Annotated in this window: 17 protein-coding genes; 10 read left to right on the forward strand and 7 right to left on the reverse strand. The window is 36.9% G+C overall.

Features of this window, described 5'->3' with window-relative positions; genetic code table 11:
• Position 1 precedes the first annotated feature (1 nt).
• Together QUG14_RS18550 and QUG14_RS18555 are read right to left on the reverse strand one after the other, a co-directional pair.
• Positions 2-406, reverse strand: coding sequence for a cupredoxin domain-containing protein (locus QUG14_RS18550; RefSeq protein ID WP_289341926.1), 405 nt, complete (start codon positions 404-406; stop codon positions 2-4).
• Positions 407-510: 104 nt separating this feature from the next.
• On the reverse strand, positions 511-1209 hold the full coding sequence (locus QUG14_RS18555) for a peptidoglycan recognition protein family protein (protein ID WP_289341927.1): 699 nt from the start codon (positions 1207-1209) through the stop codon (positions 511-513).
• Positions 1210-1358: 149 nt separating this feature from the next.
• Here QUG14_RS18555 and QUG14_RS18560 point away from each other — a divergent pair, with 149 nt between their 5' ends.
• A complete protein-coding gene (locus tag QUG14_RS18560) occupies positions 1359-1499 on the forward strand; it encodes a YrzI family small protein (RefSeq protein ID WP_289341928.1) in 141 nt (46 codons plus the stop codon).
• A gap of 69 nt (positions 1500-1568) precedes the next feature.
• On the opposite strand, the gene QUG14_RS18565 is transcribed toward QUG14_RS18560, so the two are convergent.
• Together QUG14_RS18565 and QUG14_RS18570 are read right to left on the reverse strand one after the other, a co-directional pair.
• The gene (locus QUG14_RS18565) at positions 1569-1946 is read right to left on the reverse strand and encodes a VOC family protein (RefSeq protein WP_289341929.1); all 378 of its coding nucleotides are present in this window, start codon (positions 1944-1946) and stop codon (positions 1569-1571) included.
• Between the two features lie 14 nt (positions 1947-1960).
• Positions 1961-2326 (reverse strand): DUF3899 domain-containing protein, encoded by a 366-nt coding sequence (locus QUG14_RS18570; protein ID WP_289341930.1) that lies wholly within the window; start codon positions 2324-2326, stop codon positions 1961-1963.
• 345 nt (positions 2327-2671) lie between these two features.
• Here QUG14_RS18570 and QUG14_RS18575 point away from each other — a divergent pair, with 345 nt between their 5' ends.
• The 5 genes from QUG14_RS18575 (at position 2672) to QUG14_RS18595 (ending at position 8596) form a co-directional block, all read left to right on the forward strand.
• Entirely contained in the window at positions 2672-4339 is a 1668-nt protein-coding gene (locus QUG14_RS18575; RefSeq protein ID WP_289341931.1) for a peptide ABC transporter substrate-binding protein, read from the forward strand.
• Between the two features lie 171 nt (positions 4340-4510).
• Positions 4511-5440: an oligopeptide ABC transporter permease gene (gene opp3b / locus QUG14_RS18580; protein ID WP_289341932.1), complete on the forward strand. Its 930-nt coding sequence runs from the start codon at positions 4511-4513 to the stop codon at positions 5438-5440.
• Positions 5441-6595, forward strand: a complete 1155-nt coding sequence (gene opp3C / locus QUG14_RS18585; RefSeq protein ID WP_289341933.1) for an oligopeptide ABC transporter permease — start codon at positions 5441-5443, stop codon at positions 6593-6595. It abuts the gene before it with no gap.
• A 19-nt stretch (positions 6596-6614) separates the two neighbouring features.
• Complete coding sequence (locus QUG14_RS18590) at positions 6615-7670, forward strand: ABC transporter ATP-binding protein (protein WP_289341934.1); 1056 nt, start codon at positions 6615-6617, stop codon at positions 7668-7670.
• A complete protein-coding gene (locus QUG14_RS18595; protein WP_289341935.1) occupies positions 7667-8596 on the forward strand; it encodes an ABC transporter ATP-binding protein in 930 nt (309 codons plus the stop codon). The genes QUG14_RS18590 and QUG14_RS18595 overlap by 4 nt, the downstream gene beginning before the upstream one ends.
• A 73-nt stretch (positions 8597-8669) precedes the next feature.
• Here the strand turns inward: QUG14_RS18595 and ilvA are convergent, their stop codons facing one another.
• Positions 8670-9884: a threonine ammonia-lyase gene (gene ilvA / locus QUG14_RS18600; protein ID WP_483310740.1), complete on the reverse strand. Its 1215-nt coding sequence runs from the start codon at positions 9882-9884 to the stop codon at positions 8670-8672.
• A 276-nt stretch (positions 9885-10160) separates the two neighbouring features.
• On the opposite strand from ilvA, the gene QUG14_RS18605 reads away from it, so the two are divergent.
• Positions 10161-12293, forward strand: coding sequence for an immune inhibitor A domain-containing protein (locus QUG14_RS18605; RefSeq protein ID WP_289341936.1), 2133 nt, complete (start codon positions 10161-10163; stop codon positions 12291-12293).
• Between the two features lie 109 nt (positions 12294-12402).
• Here the strand turns inward: QUG14_RS18605 and QUG14_RS18610 are convergent, their stop codons facing one another.
• A complete protein-coding gene (locus QUG14_RS18610) occupies positions 12403-14235 on the reverse strand; it encodes a M6 family metalloprotease domain-containing protein (protein WP_289341937.1) in 1833 nt (610 codons plus the stop codon).
• 245 nt (positions 14236-14480) lie between these two features.
• On the opposite strand from QUG14_RS18610, the gene QUG14_RS18615 reads away from it, so the two are divergent.
• The 3 genes from QUG14_RS18615 (at position 14481) to QUG14_RS18625 (ending at position 17058) form a co-directional block, all read left to right on the forward strand.
• Positions 14481-14942 (forward strand): DUF3052 domain-containing protein, encoded by a 462-nt coding sequence (locus tag QUG14_RS18615; protein WP_289341938.1) that lies wholly within the window; start codon positions 14481-14483, stop codon positions 14940-14942.
• Between the two features lie 340 nt (positions 14943-15282).
• Positions 15283-16461 carry a ParM/StbA family protein gene (locus tag QUG14_RS18620; protein WP_289341939.1) on the forward strand — a complete coding sequence of 393 codons (1179 nt, stop codon included), beginning with the start codon at positions 15283-15285 and terminating at the stop codon, positions 16459-16461.
• A 12-nt stretch (positions 16462-16473) separates the two neighbouring features.
• Positions 16474-17058 carry a hypothetical protein gene (locus tag QUG14_RS18625; protein WP_289341940.1) on the forward strand — a complete coding sequence of 195 codons (585 nt, stop codon included), beginning with the start codon at positions 16474-16476 and terminating at the stop codon, positions 17056-17058.
• A gap of 37 nt (positions 17059-17095) precedes the next feature.
• On the opposite strand, the gene QUG14_RS18630 is transcribed toward QUG14_RS18625, so the two are convergent.
• Positions 17096-17812: a HoxN/HupN/NixA family nickel/cobalt transporter gene (locus QUG14_RS18630; RefSeq protein WP_289341941.1), complete on the reverse strand. Its 717-nt coding sequence runs from the start codon at positions 17810-17812 to the stop codon at positions 17096-17098.
• Positions 17813-17922: the final 110 nt, after the last annotated feature.

The following is a 17922-nucleotide window of genomic DNA, read 5'->3' on the forward strand; positions in this document are numbered from 1 at the left end:
ATTAGTCTATAATTTTTAATGAAACTTTCATTGCTTCATGGTCATCGGTAGCTCCACAAATAGTAGAACAAAATAATTCATATTCGCCAGTCTTTTTTGCAGTAAATTCAGATGGTGTATCAGCTTTTAGTTCAATTTCTAGCTCTTCACTACTAATTGTATGCATTCCTTCTTCGTTCACTAAATTAAGTTTAACCTTCGTTCCTTTTTTGATAACCAGTTCTTTATCAGAAGAGAACTCCCAGTTAGTAGCTGTGATTGTAAATTCCTCTACATCGGATGCGGTTGTTGTGGTTTCAACTTCCTTTTCATCTTGTTTAGCAGTGGTTTCTTCATCTGTTCCTCCGCAAGCAGCTAAACCTACTATGATTGCACCCATTAAAAATAATAATCTGAACTTCTTCATGTATATAGTCTCCTTCTCCTCTATGTTTTTACTATTTAAATTTAATGCATTAATACAAAAAAATCCTTGACATAGGTCAAGGAAATGAATCGTTTTTATTAGATCTATTGATCTGTTTCTAATAGTTCTTCTATCTTATCTGATATGAGGGGATAGAAGTTACTCTTAGCACTAGATGTAGAATTACCTCCGAAAAACCCGGTACCAGGACAGGATTTAACATTGTAGCTGGCAGTGGCATCCAAGACTCTTTCTTTTGTTTTTAAGTGCCACCAATGGTGATAGGTGATACTGTCTATCGAAGGTGTTAACCCAAATTTTATACACAGTAAAGCATTGATATAAATGATTGTGTCCTTTTGTGCTTTTGTCATTACATCATGCCCGATATCGAAGTTGCCAATATGTTCGATGGCAATTCCGGCTGAATTAGCCTTAGGACCAATGGTACCTTCAGGGGCAATGTTAAAAGGTCTAGATACAGCTACTTTTCCATCTGGAAAGGTCGTTACATTTTGGGCAATATTCTTCCAGCCCATTGTTTTTTTATGATGGTTCTCCATACCAGTCAGCAATCGAAAATGGTTAGAACCATCAAAGTGAGTATATGAAGGGATCCAAGTATGATGTTGTTGGATTAACCGTATTTCACGATTAACTTGAGTGTTAAATAACCAATCTTTAAATTCCTCCTTCGTCATAAGAATATGTTGTCCCTGAATTTCAGTTGCATGGACTGGGGTTATTGACAAGAATATGATGCTGAAAATGACACCAATAACAAATATAAGGTTTTTTCTCATGATTAATTTCCTTTCAAGACTTTTATCTATAGTTTGCTTAACTTCGTGGAAAAAATTTAAATAATTTCCTCAACACTTTACTTCCGTTAAACGTTATCTAGTTGAAAAGGATAAAAATAAAAAAGGAAATTGAGAAGGAGGAAAAACCAGTGAACGTAAATATTCTCTTTTTCACCATTAGTATTAAAAAACGGGATGTCTCCCTTGAAGAAGCTATTCATAGAGAAATGGTTGAAAAAAGTATGCAGGAAAATAAGGAACGCTATATTCACTTTATAGGTAGGTACTAATAGTAGGGTAAGATATTCGTGGCAAAACAAAAGAGACCGACATGTAATTTTTGGTCTCTTTGAATACTTCTACACTTCGAATTCACTCATTAATGCAAGGGTATTATCTTCACTGTCTTTAAAAAACGCCATCCATGTTTCAGTTTGTCCCATTTTTGCAATAAGGTGTGGTTCATCAATAAATGTAACATCTTTATTTAGTAAATCCCCATATGCCTCGTTAATATCTCTAACTTGAAAATAAATAATCGAACTAGGATGAGAAAATTCTTCTTTTTCAGGAACGCTTAGTAATAGACGCAGACCGTTACATTCAAAGAATGCTAAAACGTTTGTAGTAAACAAAAGAGGAAGTTCGAGTTTTTCTTTATAAAAATGTACAGCCTGATCTAAATTTTTAACTGGAACGGCAATTTGACCAACCTTTTGAATTAGGTTCTTTCCCATTAATAGATCCCCCCTTAAATTGTATAGTAAAGGAAAAGTAGGATAATTAGTAGCACTAATAAGGAGATAGCTTGGAATTTAAAACGTTGATAGTGTAAAGCGTTAAATTTTTCAGAAGGCAGTGGTTTATCACGCCACTCTTCAAGATGGTCATCTCTTTTAAACATGATGCTATTGAATCTTCTGAACCCGAAGGTAACTCCGTCAAAAAATCCACCTTTAATCGTGTACATAAGTAATACGGTAATTAGATAAATAATGGAAAGATAGAATAATGAGTTTATAAAGTTCAGGAGATTATAGTTCGATGAGAAAATAAAAAAGATCAAAAGAGTTAATAAAAGATTGAGTAAAAAAAGCTTCCATTTATTTTTAAACATTTGCTTTCACCTGATCTTCATAATATTATTTTAATCATGTAAAGAATGTAAAGAAGAATAAAGGTATTTTAACCTAATACGCTTTGAAAGTATACTTTATCCGTTTTTTTCTATTAAAAAAAGAAAGCGCATTCCTATATTGAAATAAATTTTTACCAGTTTATAATCGAAAAAGCATTGATATATCAACTGTAATGTTGTTGTAATCTATAATGATATAATAATTTTTTGACTCTTTTATATATTTAGTCTTTACAAGAGTAGCAGAAAAATAGTATGATTTCCTTAGCTTCTTTTTTAAGAGCGAATTTACAGAAAAATAAAACAATAGGAGGTCATTTTTTTATGAAGAAGAAATACGCATGGCTTTTAGCTCTAAGCCTAGTGCTAAGCATGTTTTTAGCTGCTTGCTCAGGCAACAAAGAAACAGCTGATGATGATAAAAAACCAGCTGATGATGCACCAGAAGTTGAACAAGTATTACACTTTATTAACGGGGATACAATCCCTTCAATGGACCCTGGTATGGTAACAGATGAATACGGTATCCAATTCACGGCTGCTATTATGGAAGGTTTATACCGTCTTGATGAAAGCGGAAAACCAACTGAAGGTATTGCTACTAAGCACGAAGTAAGTGAAGACGGTAAAACTTGGACATTCACTTTACGTGAAGATGCAAAATGGGAAAATGGTGAGCCTGTAACAGCTAACGACTTCGTATTTTCTTGGCGTCGTGCAGTAGACCCAAATCAAGGATCTGAATATGGTCCATACATGATGGGCGGCGTTATCAAAAACGCAACTGCTGTAAATAAAGGTGAAGTTCCAGTTGATCAATTAGGTGTTAAAGCTGATGGTGATTACAAACTAGTTGTTGAACTTGAAAATCCAACTCCTTATTTTGAATCTTTAACAACCTTCCCAACTTTCTTCCCATTAAATGAGAAGTTTGTAACGGAAAAAGGTGGCACATATGCAACTAGCGCTGATACATTATTATCTAACGGACCATTCAAGTTCTCTTCTTGGACTTCTACTGCTCAAAAGTGGGAATTAGTTAAGAACGAAACTTACTGGGATGCAAAAACTGTTAAGTTAGAAAAAATGACTTACGTTGTAGTAAAAGAACCACAAGTTGGGGTTGACTTGTATGAAAAAGGTGAAGTTGACCGTGCAGGTTTATCTTCTGACTTAGTTGACCAATACGCAACTCATGATGATTACACAGTAGAACCTGATAATTCAGTATTCTATATTAAGATGAACCAAACAAGAAACCCAGCTCTTAAGAACGTAAACGTACGTAATGCAATTGCTAGAGCATTTGATAAGCAAGCATTAGTAGATGAAATCTTAAACAACGGTTCTATCGTTGCTAACGGTTTAGTACCAAAAGATTTCGTTCCAACTCCAGATGGAAAAGACTTCCGTGAAGTAAGCGGAGATCTAATGAAATATGATGTTGAAAAAGCGAAAGAATTCTGGGAAAAAGGTTTAGCTGAATTAGGAACTAAAGAAGTTACTATCGAATTACTTGGTGGAGACGCTGAAGTATCTAAGATGATGAACCAATATCTTGCAAACCAATTGTCAACAAATCTTCCTGGTTTAAAAGTTACTTTAAAAGAAGTACCATTTGAGCAACGTCTAGAATTAGATACTGCTATGGATTATGACATGCAATTTGCTGGATGGGGACCTGACTTCCTTGATCCATATACCTTCATGAACCTATGGTTAACTGATGGTGGAAACAACCAAATGGGCTATTCTAACCCAGAATATGATAAGTTAATAAACGAAACTGCAACAACTAAAGCAACAGATCAAGAAGCACGTTTTGACAACTTCTTAAAAGCTGAAAAGATTCTTTTTGAAGATGCAGCAATTGCTCCTGTATATCAAAGAGCTGGTGCTCTATTAGTTTCTCCGAAAATTCAAGGTGTGTTTACAAACCAATTCGGAGCAACTTACGAGTACAAATGGGCTAACGTTGGTGCTGAAGAATAATTATTAGTAATTTAATAGTGTAAAATATGCTATTATGAAAAATTGAAGGGAGTGTATGCATTAGGCATATACTCTCTTTCTTGCCTTTGGAACCGAATATTCCGATTATAACAAAAATTTATAATCGCAACGATATAACATATAATAAAGAGAAATTTAGGAGGTGCAAAAATGACTCGATATTTACTCCGTCGCGTATGGTATATGTTTTTAACATTATTTATTATCGCTACTGCTTCGTTCTTTCTTATGAAAATTTTGCCGGGAAGCCCGTTAAACGCAGAAGATAAACTGAGTGAAGAACAAAAAGAAATTATCTTAGAAAAGTATGGATTGAATGATCCAGTGCCGGTTCAGTATGCAAAGTATCTTGGAGGACTTGTACAAGGAGACTTGGGGGTATCATTTAAATTTGATAATACTCCTGTAACTACAATCTTAATAGACAGAATCGGGCCATCTGCACTATTGGGTTTCCAAGCCTTAATATTGGGTTCTGTTATAGGGATAATCCTTGGATTAATGGCATCTATCTTCCGTAATAGTCCAATTGATTTTTCATCAACGATTATTGCAGTTTTAGGTACATCGATACCATCATTTGTATTTGCTGGTTTATTGCAATATGTTTTTGCCGTAAAATTAGGTTGGTTCCCGGTTGCACTTTGGGGAGAATTCGAACATACGATCCTGCCAACGATAGCTTTGGCTATTCACCCAATGGCAACTGCTGCACGTTTTACAAGAACAGAAATGGTAGAAGTGTTACACTCCAACTACATCATTACAGCTCGTGCTAAAGGTGTAGCGGAGTCTGGAATTATCTTAAAACATGGTTTGCGTAATGCACTCATTCCGTTAATTACCGTTTTAGGCCCAATGGCAGTTGGTTTAATGACTGGATCAATGGTTATTGAACAAATCTTTGCTATTCCAGGAATTGGTGAACAATTCGTTACGTCTGTTATGGTAAATGATTATCCAACAATTATGGGTACAACATTATTGTTTGCATTTGGTTTTATCTTGATTATTTTAATCATTGACCTCCTATACGGATTGATCGATCCTAGAATAAGACTAGCAGGAGGAAGTAAATAAATGGATAAGAATAACTTAAATAAAATACCAAAAGATTTATTTGTTCCTCTTGTTCGTAAAGAGGATACGAGTGAAAAAATATCAGCTCCAAGCAGAACGTTTATGCAGGATGCTAGAAGAACACTATTAGGTAATAAACCTGCTGTATTCAGCTTGTTCCTTATCCTATTGATTATTATTATGAGTATCGTTGGTCCATGGATGAACGACTTCGGTTCTGATGATCAGGATCTAAAGAGGGCAAAAATGCCTCCTCGTATACCCGTATTAGAAAATGTTTCATGGCTTGGTTTTGATGGTACATTAACAGCAAATTTTGAAGGAACAAATGTTCAGCAGGCTACGAACAAAGCCAATGCAAGATTTGATAATAAAAAAGAATTCATTGATATCGAAGTAATTAATAAAGGCGACGGTACCAGAAATTCTGCTGAAGTTAAAGCAACGTACCATATCTATGAAGCCAAAGATATGAAAGACACTTATTTTTGGTTTGGAAGCGATGCCTTAGGTCGTGACCAATGGACAAGACTATGGGAAGGTACACGAGTATCGTTAATCATTGCTTTTGTAGCCGCATTATTAGACCTTGTCATTGGTGTTTCTTATGGTGGGATTTCAGCATTTTATGGTGGAAAAGTCGATAATATCATGCAGCGGATTGCTGAGATTTTAGTTGGTATTCCTAACTTGGTCATTATTCTCTTAATGATGCTTGTCCTTAAGCCTGGAATTATCTCGATTGTTATTGCGTTAACGATAACAGGCTGGATTGGTATGTCCCGAATTGTCCGTGGTGAAGTGTTAAAGCTTAAAAACCAAGAGTTTGTTTTAGCTTCAAGAACATTAGGTACTTCTAATGGCACCATCATTAGAAAACACTTGGTTCCAAATATCAGTGGTATTATCATTATTAACACGATGTTTTCAGTTCCAGGAGCAATCTTTTTTGAAGCATTCTTAAGCTTTATCGGATTAGGTATTGTTCCTCCAGATGCTTCACTCGGTTCTTTAATTGACCTTGGGTTTGATAACCTCAGACTTTATCCATACATGCTTGTGTTCCCGGCAATTGTAATCTCTGTGCTTATGATTGCATTTAATATTGTCGGTGATGGTTTAAGAGATGCATTTGATCCGAAGATGCATAAATAAGAGGGTAGGTGTTTAATAAATGAGTAAATTATTGGAAGTCAAGGATTTAAAAGTATCATTTAACACCTACAATGGTGAAGTGCATGCCGTACGGGGTGTTACCTTTGACTTAAATAAAGGTGAAACATTGGCAATCGTAGGTGAATCTGGTTCTGGTAAGTCAGTAACCTCTAATGCGATTATGAGACTTCTTCCTGAACCACATGGCTTTATTAAAGAAGGTCAAATCCTTCTTGAGGGAGTAGATCTTGCTAAAAAAACGAGCAAGGAAATGCAAAAAATACGCGGAAAAGACATTTCTATGGTTTTCCAAGATCCAATGTCGTCTCTTAATCCGACAATGAAAATTGGTAATCAGATTATGGAAGGTCTTATGAAGCATCAAAATATGAACAGACAAGAAGCTAGAAAAACAGCTCTTGAACTTTTATCACTTGTTGGTATTCCAAGACCGGATGTCCGTATTAATCAATATCCACACCAATTTTCAGGCGGTATGCGTCAGCGTGTTGTGGTAGCGATTGCATTGGCATGTAATCCAAAGATCTTAATTGCGGATGAACCGACGACAGCTCTTGACGTAACCATTCAGGCTCAAATTTTGGAATTAATGAAGAGCATTCAGCAGAAAACAGATAGCGCGATTATTTTTATTACACATGATCTTGGTGTTGTTGCGAACGTGGCAGACCGTGTAGCGGTAATGTATGCGGGGAAAATTGTCGAAATTGGGACAGTAGATGATATCTTCTACAACCCTAAGCATCCGTATACGTGGGGATTGATTGGCTCGATGCCTACATTGGATAGCACAGACGAAGAATTATTTGCTATTCCTGGCAGCCCGCCAGATATGCTTAACCCTCCTAAAGGGGATGCGTTTGCTCCAAGAAATCAATTCGCATTAGCTATCGATACAGAAATGGAACCGCCGATGTTTAAAGTATCAGATACACATTATGCGGCAACATGGCTGTTACATGAAGATGCACCTAAAATTGAACCGCCTGCTGCTGTTAAGCACAGGATGCAAGGTTTTGCTCAAACAGGTGCTAAGGGCGGTGACAAAAAGTGACAAGAGAAAAATTACTTGAAGTAAAAGATTTGCAAAAACATTTTGCAGTCGGTAAAAAAAATACTATTAAGGCTGTAGATGGAGTTAGCTTTGATGTTTATAAAGGTGAAACGTTTGGATTAGTTGGTGAATCTGGATGTGGAAAGTCTACAACGGGTAGAACGATCATCCGCCTTTATGACGCAACTGGCGGCGAAGTAAAATTTAATGGTGAAGATGTTCACGGGAAGAAAAATAAAGCAGAACTGCTTAAATTTAACCGTAAAATGCAAATGATTTTCCAGGATCCATCTTCATCCTTGAATCCTCGTATGACAGTATTGGATATTATTGCCGAGGGACTTGATGTTCATAAGTTGGTGAAAAACGAGGCCGAGCGAAAGCAAAAGGTTGAAGAACTGCTAGAATCCGTAGGTCTTAACCGAGAGCATGCTACTCGTTTTCCGCATGAATTTAGTGGTGGTCAAAGACAACGGATTGGGATTGCGCGAGCACTTGCTGTTGATCCTGAGTTTATTATTTGCGATGAGCCAATCTCTGCATTGGACGTGTCGATTCAGGCACAGGTTGTTAATCTACTTAAGAAATTGCAAAAAGAACGCGGATTAACATACTTGTTTATTGCACATGACCTTTCAATGGTTAAATATATTTCCGACCGTATTGGCGTTATGTATATGGGTAACTTGGTAGAACTTGCTGAAAGTGATGAATTATACAATAATCCTATTCATCCTTATACAAAATCATTATTATCAGCTATTCCTCTTCCAGACCCAAGATATGAGCGCACTCGTAAACGTATTAGTTATGATCCTACTGTACATGATACAGATGGTGAATTTGCCCTTAGAGAAGTTAAACCAGGACATTTTGTACGTTGTACAGAAAAAGAATTAATTAGATATAAAAATGAGCAAAAGTAGTAGATTCAACATGAGAATACTCTTACTAAAAAATCCTTACTTTAAAAAAGTAAGGATTTTTTAGCATATTCGTTTAGAACGATCTCATTTCGAGACTGTAGTTTTTTTCTTTTAGGACTTTATACAGCATCTCAATATGTTCGTTGTTTTTAGTTTCGACTGAAATATCGAGCCCTGCATATCCAGGGTAAATATTTTTGCCCATTCGATTTAGATTAACTGATTGAATGTTTGCATCTAGATCTGTTAATGAACTTAAAACTTTCTGGAGTTCACCAGGTTTGTCTTTTAAGGTTATGCTAAAAGTGGCATATCTGCCTGATTCGACTAAGCCGCGTTCAATAATCCGCGATATAAAGTTCATATCGACATTTCCACCACTTAATACGGATACAACCTTCTTTTCTTTCAGTTTTACTTTTTCATATAGTAATGCTGAAAGAGAACAGGCACCGGATCCTTCTACTAGCAACTTATTTCTCTCTAAAATCATCAGCATAGTCCTAGCAATTTCCATCTCATCGACACAATAGATATCATCGACATACTTTTGAATGATTTCAAAGGGTCGCTGCCCTGGTTTTTTAACAGCAATCCCGTCTGCCATTGTTGGCGTAGATTCTACCATCACCGGCTTCTTTTCTAATAAAGATTGTTTCATGCTTGGGCAGGCAAGCGCCTGGACGCCATATACAGCGATATGGGGATTTCTTTCCTTTACGGCTAGTGCAACCCCTGCAATCAGGCCGCCGCCTCCTATAGGGCAAATAATAGCCTCTACATCCGGAAGTTGATCAAGTATTTCCAAACCTACCGTCCCTTGTCCTGCAATTATCGCCTCATCGTCAAAAGCATGAATAAAGGTAGCATCCCTTTGTTCTTTTAGTTCTAAAGCAAATGCTAGAGCGTCATCAAATGTTGTTCCTTCCAGGAGGACCTCGGCCCCATATTGCTTTGTAGCAAGTACCTTACTTAGAGGTGCACCTTTCGGCATTACAATCGTGCAGTCTATACCAAGCATTTGACTAGAATAAGCAACACCCTGAGCATGGTTGCCTGCAGATGCTGCTATAACCCCTTTTTGTAACTCTTCCTTTGATAGCGAAATTAACTTATTATAAGATCCTCTAACCTTAAATGATCCAGTTTTTTGAAGGTTTTCTAGCTTTAGGTATACTTCATTATGGGAAAGTTGACTAAAGGTTTTAGAGTAGTCCAATGGCGTAGTATGAACGATTCCCTTCATTTTCTCTCGTGCAATGATACTATCATCTACATTCACACGCATTCCTCCTGTTAACACTCTTTTTTCTTAGGATGCACCTGCAAAAGTAAACTATGTTTTATTTCCGTGAAATTATTCTTGTATATGAGGTTCGGTACTTTTGTCGGATAAAAAGAAAAGAGTATTCCCTTTTTTTGAGTAAAAAAGAATCACGAAAATGGCTAGTAAATTCGGAACTTTAGGAGTAGACGCTTGTGACATATTATCTATATATTCAAAAAATTCATTATGTTACTACTATTTTGAAAACAAATAGGGATAAAAGGGAGGAACCAGAAGTTGAAAAAGAAAAAACTATTATCGATTCTATCAACTGGTGCATTAGCTCTATCACTTTTTGCTCCGATATCAGCTAATGATTCAAAAGTAGCGGCAGCAGAAGCAACAGCGCCAAAATGGGACGTAGAGCGCTATGGAGATCGAGTAGATATTGATGGTCAACTAAATCTACTAGCTAATGATTCTTCATTCTTAAAGCAGGCAGAGGCGAAAATTGCTGAGCAAGCAGCACAGATTAATTTTAATGAGGATCAGTCTTCAAAAAGTACATCAGCCAGCAGCAGTTTTACATTTGATGGGGGAACCAAACAATTCTTAAATAGAGGTTTAAAATTCAAACCATTTACATTACGTAGTGTGGGTGAAAATGTAGAAATTTGGGTAGCAAATGACCTTGCATTTCCAGCAGGAGACACGCGCCCAGCACATGTGGTAACTCAAGAACAAGTAGATAAATTACGTGATGAATTTGATAATAATATATACCCAAAAGCGACTGCGTTCTTTGGAACACCTGATATTCATGATGGATCAAAGTCTCCACTAGCTGGAAAAAATGTTCCTGCTGGTTATTATGAGGGAAGCGACAAAGTTATCATGTTAGTAGATAATATTCAAGACGATAACTATACTAACCCGAATTATCCATTCTTTGTTGCTGGTTTCTTCTGGCAAACACTAGAGAACTATATGGATAGAAATATCATTACAATCGATACAAACAACTGGGAAACCCGTTTAGAGTCTACCTTCTTTGGGACAACCATTCATGAACTACAGCACTTAATTCACGCGGACAATGATGGCGCGGAAGAAACGTGGTTAAATGAAGGTATGTCAACTTTTTCAGAATATCTTGGCGGATATGGCCATGATGATAGTTCTATCAACTTCTACTTAGATCATCCTGAAAACTCTTTAGTAAATTGGGATGAACATAGAACGGCAACAACTGGCCCTGAAACAATTGCAGATTATGGACAAGTATATCTATTTACATTATATATGAATGATAAGTTTGGCCGTGAGTTTATCCGTGATTTAGCTTTAAACGAAACACAAGGTCTAAATAGTGTTAATGAGGTATTAAAGGCACATGGTTCAAGCCTTGATTTCACGCAACTCTATCAAAACTTTATGACTGCCTTAACACTTGATACTGACAGAGTTGGAAATGGAGTATATAATTTTGACAGCATTGATCTTCGTGATGTTGTTGTGAATCAGACTACTGGTGAAACTAGAGGCAAAACGGTTGATTTTGAGAAAGCAAATACCTTTGAAAAGGAAGGCGTTCCTGCTTGGGGCGGCGATTTTAAAGAGTTAGCATTCCAAGATAAAGTTAGAAGTATTTCCTTTGACGGTGTAGATTTCCTACCTATCCCTTGGCAGTCTGTAAATGATCCACTAGGTTCTGATAATAAAGTGCTTTGGGGCAATGCGGGAGACGAAGCGGACAATGGCTTGATTTTTGAAGCGGACCTTTCTAGTGTCAATACGGCGACCTTAAAGTTCGATAACTACATTGATATTGAAGAGCAGTGGGATTTCGGCATGGTCCAAGTTTCAACGGATGGCGGCGAGTCATGGACTAGCTTAGAAAATGAAAATACACGCAGTGATGTAGTTGAAGAAGGCTATCCAAAAATTAAAGAAAATGTACCAGGTTTTACTGGTACGTATGAAGATTGGCAGAAAGAAACCTTTGATTTAAGTGCATATGCAGGTCAAAAAGTATTGCTTTCCTTTCGTTATTTAACCGACTGGGGTACAACAGAGAGCGGATGGTTTGTGGATAATATTGAAATTCCTGAAATTGGTTATACCAATGATGGTAGTTCAACAGATGCATTTAAATCTTTCCAAGAATTAGCTGGTCAGTATGTGAACTATACCGTAACTTTTATCAATGAGAAAGAAGTAGGAAATAAGAAGGGTGCAAAAACTAATTACAAGGTAATCACAGTAGATCCATTCAATGTTACGGAAGAAGATGCTTTAACTCTAAGACAGTTGTTCAAGGATGGAAAGAACTATATGATTACATCTTATGCAGCACCTGCTGAAAGTAAGGATCCTATTACCTTCACGTATGAAGTTAACCTGAAAACGAAAGCACCAAAAAAGAATTAATAAAACGAATCAATCCCGAAAAGAGATATTACTTTTCGGGATTGATTTTTGGATATTTATAAGGAAAAACCTGAGATCATTTGGACTCAGGTTTTTTCCGTTCCGATGATTATTTCTTACCTTCGTTGGAACTATAGTAGAATTTTGCAGTAATGGAACCATCAGCATTCTCTTTTATATCAGTTACATGAATTCCAGAGTCAGCTGGAGCAGCGCTATAGCCCTTCCAGAAGTAGTAGGAACCAGTATGAACAATAGAAGAGGTTGGAGTGATCTCCGCGCCTGTCTTGAAGAAGTCTCCTGCATCACCGCGGTTTAAGTTCTTTTCTAGCTCATATTTTCCGTCAGCTTGTAGAAGTGATAAGCCATAGTGTGTAACAACGGTACCGTTGCCAGCTGTTTCTGATTGATTAAACTGGAAGCGTTTATTCATCCAATTTTCTACATTATTTGGACGGAAACCGGCAGTTTGATATAAGTTGATAATGTTTTCATCGACATGCCATGCTAATAATCCGTGAGAATCCTCTCCTTGACGAACCAATCCTTTATTAAAGCCATCCTGCTGAACGTTTTCAAATAGGAAGTACTCTGTTCCATGGGAGCCAGGAACTTCCATTTTGACGATTCCGTTTGTAGCATTGGCTTTATTAATAGCTGGCAGAGTAATCTCTTTAACGCCGTCAGCTGGTGTTACATTAATAGGTTCAGCCCATCCAAGGAAAACCTTTGAGAATGGATCAAAATGAGTAGGGGAGTTACCAGAATAGGCGTTATTGTCTGGATAACGCATCCATGAACCACCAGCCATCATTGAGTAGTTTCCAACACCTTCAGACGTATATACAGTGTCATAGAAATCTGGCAGCCCTAAAGCATGTCCAAATTCATGAGCATATACCCCAGCTTGGGCTGGATATGGACCTGTTTTAGAAGCTTCATCATAGCTGTTAGTTGTTAAATTGAATCCGGCTACGTTACCACCAATAGCAGGCTGGATATTGTAGTTGTTTACGACAACTCCATCATACGTCATATCGGCAGCAATAGTCTTATCGATCCAAGCGCTTTGGCTCATTCCAGAATGAACATCTGCTGGTTTACCAGTTTCATAGTATTTACCATAGTATAAGGCACTCAATAAACTCCATTTATGAGACCAAAATTGAGCAGGGTCTTGGCTCCACTCTGCTCCTGTTCCTTCGTGAACCACGAATACGTTTGGAACTTCGCCGTTTTCAGCATATTTTGAGAAATCTACCTGGTCATCAGCAGCTTTTAAAAGGTCACGTACGAATTCACCAGTATGAGCATCTCCGTTTACATTACCAAGTACATATTTACCATTCTCAGCATACGTTCCCTTTTGATCTAAATAGTATGAAGCGCCTTGAGGAAGTTCTACCCAAACAAACTCAGTATTTTCATTGCGAACTAAATTAATAGCTCCATTACTAGACTCTTTATAAGCATTTTGCATAGTACGATCTGTTGGAGCAGCCACACCATTATAGGTTGCATATTGTTTGAATGCGTCTAATTCATAAGGGTTATATTTTGTACCAAAGATTAAGTCCTCATAATATTTAGCTGGAACTTGTCCAGGTAAGTCGCCGACTGGTTCATCGCCTTTCTTATATTTTGCTAGAATAACAAGAACCGGTACATCACCTGTTGCTTCTTTATAGTCGACATGGTTATCGCCAGGCTCTTGGAATTTAGTTCCTATATTAGCCTTCTCTGCAGGGTCAACCTTAGATAAATCGACTCCTAGCTCCTTTGCTTTTTCAGCTAGTTCTGGAGCAGCTCCAACGAAATCAGCTGGACTTAGAGTGTATGTACTTTTTGTGGTGGATGGGGCCTCAGTAGGTTGAAAACCTGCTGCCACAATACTTCCAGTTAAAGCTAGAGTTAGACCGGTTTTTGATAGTACTTTTAACATGAGCGTCACTCCTAGAGTTATTTGAGAATTATAATATATCAGAATTATCAGATATACCGTAGGAACCAAATACCTAATTTTTTATATATTTAGGGAGGCGAAATACCTAATTGCTAGCAATTTTTTGTGATTTTAGTTTTGATTAATAGACTTAAACTATGAGAACTTGTAGATACTATTATAATGTTCTGAAAATACTTCTATGCTAAGATAAAGAGCATATAGAATGAGAGGAAGTTTTATTAATGATAGAAGCAGCACCTTTATTAAAAAAGTTGAATTTTAAGGAACTAGGACAACCGGTTTTAGTAATCAATGCACCAAAGTCTTATGATAATATTAAGGCGGCATTTGAAGGGGAGGTCCATCAACAGGCTGAGCTTGAGAAGTATGATTTTGTGCAAGTGTTTGGAACAAGTAATCAAGAACTTCAATCACATGCAAAAAACGCAGTATCTTATGTAAGTGAAGATGGATTGTTTTGGCTTTGCTACCCTAAGAAATCATCCAAGATATATAAAGGGTCAGATTGTAGCCGTGATACGGTTACGGGTATGCTATCTGAAGAAGGCTATGAACCAGTTCGCCAAATTGCTATTGATGATGATTGGTCTGCATTAAGGTACCGTAAACCTGAAAAAATTAAGAAAATGGTTCGAGACTTTGCTGTAACGGATGAAGGAATCAAACGGACGAAGAAAGAGTAGATCCCTAACCTATTGGGGGTCTATTTTTTTGTATACAAAATGTGTATACGTGTTTACGGAGTATGTACACATGTTTACAATTGTGTATACATCGTGTTTACAAAAATGTTTACTTGTTTACAAACGCGTATACATGTTGATTTAAAGCTGTGTGTACAGGTTTGTAATCGTTGTAAACAAAAAGTGTATACAACGATTACATATTGTTTACAATTTTACACTTTTATTTCTTTTTAAATTGGACATTGAAGAATCTATCAATCTCCTATAATCTTAAGATAGATACATATCTTCATTAACATTTAAAATAATAAAATAATAGAATGAAAGGATGACAATTTTGAATAATACTAGAATTGCCGCCGTTGATGTAGGAAATGATTCCATTAAAGCCATTTTTGGAGAAATGGAATATGAACTTAATATCCCTAATATTATTGCTAGGGATACTGAAGACCGCCCTGTAATTGGAATCGAAGAATTAGACGACAAAAATCCCCTTGATGGTATTCATATTAAAGTTCACTCCCCTGCTTTGAAGGATAACAATGCTATTTATCGTGTTGGTAATCTCGCAACAAAAAGTCCTAATGGAACAGAATTAGATCCTGGCAGCAGTAAATCTGAGGAAGACCAAACTTTAGTTCTTCTTTTTACTACTTTAGCATTGGACGCGGTGAAGGAAGGAAATAAGAATAATTTCCGTCAAACGAAAAACGTCATTGATGCGAATTATACACTTGGAACAGGCCTCCCTCTTCGTGAAGTTAAGGAAGGTAAGGATGCAGGCTACCGTTCGAAGTTAATCGGTTCTGTTCACCAAGTAGAGTTTCTTGTTACACCTAAATACCAAGGTTTAAAAGTAAACATTAAGTTTGATGAAATAAAAGTATATCCTGAAGGCTTTGCTGCTTATATTAACCTGGTTATGGACAATAACTCGAAAATTATTAATAAAGACTTAATCGATAAACGTATCTTGATTCAAGATATTGGCGGATTATCAACGGATATCGCTGTAATTAAGAATCGAAATGTGGATGATGATAAAGCACAAGGATTTAATCTTGGGGTGTCAGAATCATTGGAAGCAATCCGTGAAGAAATTAGAACGAAGCATGGTGTTGAACTAGACAGCCGCCGTGACGTGGTTGAGATCATCACCAAGAAAAATGACCGCAATCATATCATGGTAAAAGGTAGCAGAACGAGTGTTCATGATATTACCGACCGTATTTTACTAGATTTAGCAAAGAAACAATATCGTCTATTACGGAATGTTTGGTCTAAGAATTCCCAAACAGAAATTTGTTACTTTGTTGGCGGTGGCGCAACCGTACTAAAGGATTATCTTAAAACATTAAATAATAATCTTGATGGTTTTAATATTGATTTCTTTGAAGATGAAAAAGAAAGCATATGGATGATGGCAAATGCGTATTACAAGCTCATCATGGATTACGCTAGAAAAGCAGAGAAACAAAAGCCTGAACAAACTAAAAAACCTGTTACGAATTAATAAGGTGACGACATGAAGAAAGCTGGATCAAATGAAATTCAGCGGGGACAAGCAATTTCCTTCCGCATCCCTTCTGACACACCTGACCATTTAGTTAAGCAGCTGCAAAAGCTAAAGGAAACAGAACGACGGAATTTTTCCAGCAGGATTGCCGAATTCGTAATGGAGGGTGTCAGTAGCGTTAATGCTAGAGAACGCGAGATGATCACCGTTCCGCTGCCGAAAAAGCTAACGAAGGCACAACGTGACTGGTTGAAACACGAGCATTCTGAGGCATTATTAGGCAGTATTCTCTATCAATTAATCACCGACCCGGTACGCTCTACATCCCTGCTCGCTAGTTTAAATAGCAGTTCCATCGATATCGACGAAGCTTTGTATCTCCAAGAGGAAATAGTACCTGAAATACATCCTTTTCAAGATACAGTTGCTGCAGAAGAAATCGCAACTTCAGTTGATTTATCTGATATGGATTATGATGATTTAAATGAGTTTGATTGGGATAATGCGAAACCTTTGGTAGAAGATGAAAAGGTTGAGGAAGAGCCGGACTTAGATGATCTGCTGGGTGGATTTCTTGCGAGTATGAATAAATAGGAAAATGGACCCCTTTTTCGGGTCCATTTTCTATTCATTATTGAATCCAAAGTTTGAATAATCCTTCCGTTACTCCTAAGTTGTACATGTAGTAGATACCAAAAACAGTACTTATCACACCTGTAAGTTGGGTAAGAGTTTTATTCAAGCTGAATTTTTTTGCACTCAAAACAAACGGAATGCCAATCAAGGTAGTAAAGAAGAGCATTCCTATTACGGTACCAACACCAAATATAAGGATATAAATTGCACCTTCCCAGGCACTATTTACCGTACTCATAGTTAGAACAACCATTGCTCCACTGCCAGCAAGACCGTGAACAAGGCCAATGAACATAGATTTTAGATAAGAAACCTTTTTGTGCTGATGTTGGTGCTCATGAAAGCTGCTATGGTCATGGGAATGGACATGTTTATGTACCTCTCCATCATGGATATGCTTATGCAAATGGATATTTTTAAAAGAAAGAATCGTGGTAATCCCTAGATAAACTAGCATTATTCCTACTAAAAATTCTAATGACATAGCGTATTTTTCAGGAATTTCCCCTTTCATGAGAATGAGAATAATTCCAATAATAAATAATGTTGCTGTATGTCCTATCCCCCAAAACACACCTGCTAAAGATGAACGCACTAGCTTTTTACTTTGGCTAGCGATAGTTGATACTGCAATGATATGATCCGGTTCGATTGCGTGTTTGATACCAAGGGCAAATCCTAAACCGAGTATGGAAAGTAAACCGATTTCCATCCATTCTCCTCCTATACATTTAATAATTGAGTAAAATTACTTGTTAATTATAGCATAGAACAAATTTTGTAAGGTTTGAACAATTTGAACACGAACACTTTATTTTATTA

Source organism: Neobacillus sp. CF12, from assembly GCF_030348765.1.
GTDB lineage: Bacteria > Bacillota > Bacilli > Bacillales > Cytobacillaceae > Neobacillus.

What these genes read in the sequence shown, in the direction of transcription:
- QUG14_RS18555 (WP_289341927.1), bottom strand. Translation starts at nt 1,209, where the DNA reads ATGAGAAAAAACCTTATATTTGTTATTGGTGTCATTTTCAGCATCATA.
- QUG14_RS18625 (WP_289341940.1), top strand. Translation starts at nt 16,474, where the DNA reads ATGAAGAAAGCTGGATCAAATGAAATTCAGCGGGGACAAGCAATTTCC.
- opp3C (WP_289341933.1), top strand. Translation starts at nt 5,441, where the DNA reads ATGGATAAGAATAACTTAAATAAAATACCAAAAGATTTATTTGTTCCT.
- QUG14_RS18630 (WP_289341941.1), bottom strand. Translation starts at nt 17,812, where the DNA reads ATGGAAATCGGTTTACTTTCCATACTCGGTTTAGGATTTGCCCTTGGT.
- ilvA (WP_483310740.1), bottom strand. Translation starts at nt 9,884, where the DNA reads ATGCGTGTGAATGTAGATGATAGTATCATTGCACGAGAGAAAATGAAG.
- QUG14_RS18550 (WP_289341926.1), bottom strand. Translation starts at nt 406, where the DNA reads ATGAAGAAGTTCAGATTATTATTTTTAATGGGTGCAATCATAGTAGGT.
- QUG14_RS18575 (WP_289341931.1), top strand. Translation starts at nt 2,672, where the DNA reads ATGAAGAAGAAATACGCATGGCTTTTAGCTCTAAGCCTAGTGCTAAGC.
- QUG14_RS18610 (WP_289341937.1), bottom strand. Translation starts at nt 14,235, where the DNA reads ATGTTAAAAGTACTATCAAAAACCGGTCTAACTCTAGCTTTAACTGGA.
- QUG14_RS18565 (WP_289341929.1), bottom strand. Translation starts at nt 1,946, where the DNA reads ATGGGAAAGAACCTAATTCAAAAGGTTGGTCAAATTGCCGTTCCAGTT.
- QUG14_RS18590 (WP_289341934.1), top strand. Translation starts at nt 6,615, where the DNA reads ATGAGTAAATTATTGGAAGTCAAGGATTTAAAAGTATCATTTAACACC.
- QUG14_RS18615 (WP_289341938.1), top strand. Translation starts at nt 14,481, where the DNA reads ATGATAGAAGCAGCACCTTTATTAAAAAAGTTGAATTTTAAGGAACTA.
- QUG14_RS18570 (WP_289341930.1), bottom strand. Translation starts at nt 2,326, where the DNA reads ATGTTTAAAAATAAATGGAAGCTTTTTTTACTCAATCTTTTATTAACT.
- opp3b (WP_289341932.1), top strand. Translation starts at nt 4,511, where the DNA reads ATGACTCGATATTTACTCCGTCGCGTATGGTATATGTTTTTAACATTA.